Consider the following 2,500-nt stretch of genomic DNA (forward strand, 5'->3'; position numbering starts at 1 on the left):
TTATATAATGGAGGATTAGCTCAGCTGGGAGAGCACCTGCCTTACAAGCAGGGGGTCGGCGGTTCGATCCCGTCATCCTCCACCATCAAAATATGCCGGTGTAGCTCAGTTGGTAGAGCAACTGACTTGTAATCAGTAGGTCGAGGGTTCGACTCCTTTCGCCGGCACCATTTTGAGTCATTAGCTCAGTTGGTAGAGCATCTGACTTTTAATCAGAGGGTCGCAGGTTCGAATCCTGCATGACTCACCACTTTAATATTTACTATGCGGGTGTGGCGGAATTGGCAGACGCACTAGACTTAGGATCTAGCGCCGCAAGGCGTGGGGGTTCGACTCCCTTCACCCGCACCATAGTTTCTTATAATTTCATAACTGTCAGATAAAAATATCTAAGCATATTGCGGAAGTAGTTCAGTGGTAGAACACCACCTTGCCAAGGTGGGGGTCGCGAGTTCGAACCTCGTCTTCCGCTCCAAATATGCCGGGGTGGCGGAACTGGCAGACGCACAGGACTTAAAATCCTGCGGTGAGTGATCACCGTGCCGGTTCGATTCCGGCCCTCGGCACCATTTTTTAAAAACCGTATATTATTTTTGCGCCCGTAGCTCAATTGGATAGAGCGTCTGACTACGGATCAGAAGGTTGTGGATTCGACTTCTGCCGGGCGCACCATTTCCGGAATGTAGCTCAGCTTGGTAGAGCACTTGGTTTGGGACCAAGGGGTCGCAGGTTCGAATCCTGTCATTCCGACCATTAACAACATACCCATTATATTGGGGCCTTAGCTCAGCTGGGAGAGCGCCTGCCTTGCACGCAGGAGGTCAGCGGTTCGATCCCGCTAGGCTCCACCAAACATGAACCTTGAAAACTAAACAAGCAAGAAGATAATCACAAACAAGTCTTATCACATTAAGTGAATAAGCAATTGTTATCAAAAGATAACGCTAGCAAAGCAAATGAGCTTTCAAACTACTTTTATGGAGAGTTTGATCCTGGCTCAGGACGAACGCTGGCGGCGTGCCTAATACATGCAAGTCGAGCGAATGACGAGAAGCTTGCTTCTCTGATTTAGCGGCGGACGGGTGAGTAACACGTGGGCAACCTGCCCTACAGATTGGGATAACTCAGGGAAACCTGGGCTAATACCGAATAATCCTTCGAATCACATGTTTTGAAGTTGAAAGGCGCTTCGGCGTCACTGTAGGATGGGCCCGCGGTGCATTAGCTAGTTGGTGGGGTAACGGCCTACCAAGGCAACGATGCATAGCCGACCTGAGAGGGTGATCGGCCACATTGGGACTGAGACACGGCCCAAACTCCTACGGGAGGCAGCAGTAGGGAATCTTCCACAATGGACGAAAGTCTGATGGAGCAACGCCGCGTGAGTGATGAAGGTTTTCGGATCGTAAAACTCTGTTGTAAGGGAAGAACAAGTACGTTAGGAAATGAACGTACCTTGACGGTACCTTATTAGAAAGCCACGGCTAACTACGTGCCAGCAGCCGCGGTAATACGTAGGTGGCAAGCGTTGTCCGGATTTATTGGGCGTAAAGCGCGCGCAGGTGGTTTCTTAAGTCTGATGTGAAAGCCCACGGCTCAACCGTGGAGGGTCATTGGAAACTGGGGAACTTGAGTGCAGAAGAGGATAGTGGAATTCCAAGTGTAGCGGTGAAATGCGTAGAGATTTGGAGGAACACCAGTGGCGAAGGCGACTGTCTGGTCTGTAACTGACACTGAGGCGCGAAAGCGTGGGGAGCAAACAGGATTAGATACCCTGGTAGTCCACGCCGTAAACGATGAGTGCTAAGTGTTAGGGGGTTTCCGCCCCTTAGTGCTGCAGCTAACGCATTAAGCACTCCGCCTGGGGAGTACGACCGCAAGGTTGAAACTCAAAGGAATTGACGGGGGCCCGCACAAGCGGTGGAGCATGTGGTTTAATTCGAAGCAACGCGAAGAACCTTACCAGGTCTTGACATCCCAATGACCGTCCTAGAGATAGGATTTTCCCTTCGGGGACATTGGTGACAGGTGGTGCATGGTTGTCGTCAGCTCGTGTCGTGAGATGTTGGGTTAAGTCCCGCAACGAGCGCAACCCTTATTCTTAGTTGCCATCATTTAGTTGGGCACTCTAAGGAGACTGCCGGTGACAAACCGGAGGAAGGTGGGGATGACGTCAAATCATCATGCCCCTTATGACCTGGGCTACACACGTGCTACAATGGACGATACAAAGAGTCGCAAACTCGCGAGGGTAAGCTAATCTCATAAAATCGTTCTCAGTTCGGATTGTAGGCTGCAACTCGCCTGCATGAAGCCGGAATCGCTAGTAATCGCGGATCAGCATGCCGCGGTGAATACGTTCCCGGGCCTTGTACACACCGCCCGTCACACCACGAGAGTTTGTAACACCCGAAGTCGGTGGGGTAACCGTAAGGAGCCAGCCGCCTAAGGTGGGATAGATGATTGGGGTGAAGTCGTAACAAGGTAGCCGTATCGGAAG

At 51.3% G+C, this 2,500-nt stretch carries 9 tRNA genes and 1 rRNA gene (1 of these 10 only partly in view); all 10 read left to right on the forward strand.

The window, feature by feature from the left end:
- Positions 1-9 precede the first annotated feature (9 nt).
- A tRNA-Val gene (locus MHB75_RS13400) sits at positions 10-85 on the forward strand.
- A gap of 9 nt (positions 86-94) precedes the next feature.
- Positions 95-170 (forward strand) — tRNA-Thr (locus MHB75_RS13405).
- A gap of 4 nt (positions 171-174) precedes the next feature.
- Positions 175-250: transfer RNA gene (locus MHB75_RS13410), tRNA-Lys, on the forward strand.
- A 16-nt stretch (positions 251-266) separates the two neighbouring features.
- Positions 267-351 (forward strand) — tRNA-Leu (locus MHB75_RS13415).
- A 49-nt stretch (positions 352-400) separates the two neighbouring features.
- Positions 401-475, forward strand: a tRNA-Gly gene (locus MHB75_RS13420).
- Positions 476-480: 5 nt separating this feature from the next.
- Positions 481-569 (forward strand) — tRNA-Leu (locus MHB75_RS13425).
- Positions 570-595: 26 nt separating this feature from the next.
- A tRNA-Arg gene (locus tag MHB75_RS13430) sits at positions 596-672 on the forward strand.
- Positions 673-676: 4 nt separating this feature from the next.
- Positions 677-753, forward strand: a tRNA-Pro gene (locus MHB75_RS13435).
- A 22-nt stretch (positions 754-775) separates the two neighbouring features.
- Positions 776-851: transfer RNA gene (locus MHB75_RS13440), tRNA-Ala, on the forward strand.
- 123 nt (positions 852-974) lie between these two features.
- Positions 975-2,500, forward strand: a 16S ribosomal RNA gene (locus MHB75_RS13445); it runs 22 nt beyond the window's last position.

The organism is Kurthia sp. FSL E2-0154, assembly GCF_038003625.1.
Taxonomy (GTDB): Bacteria; Bacillota; Bacilli; order Bacillales_A; family Planococcaceae; genus Kurthia; species Kurthia gibsonii.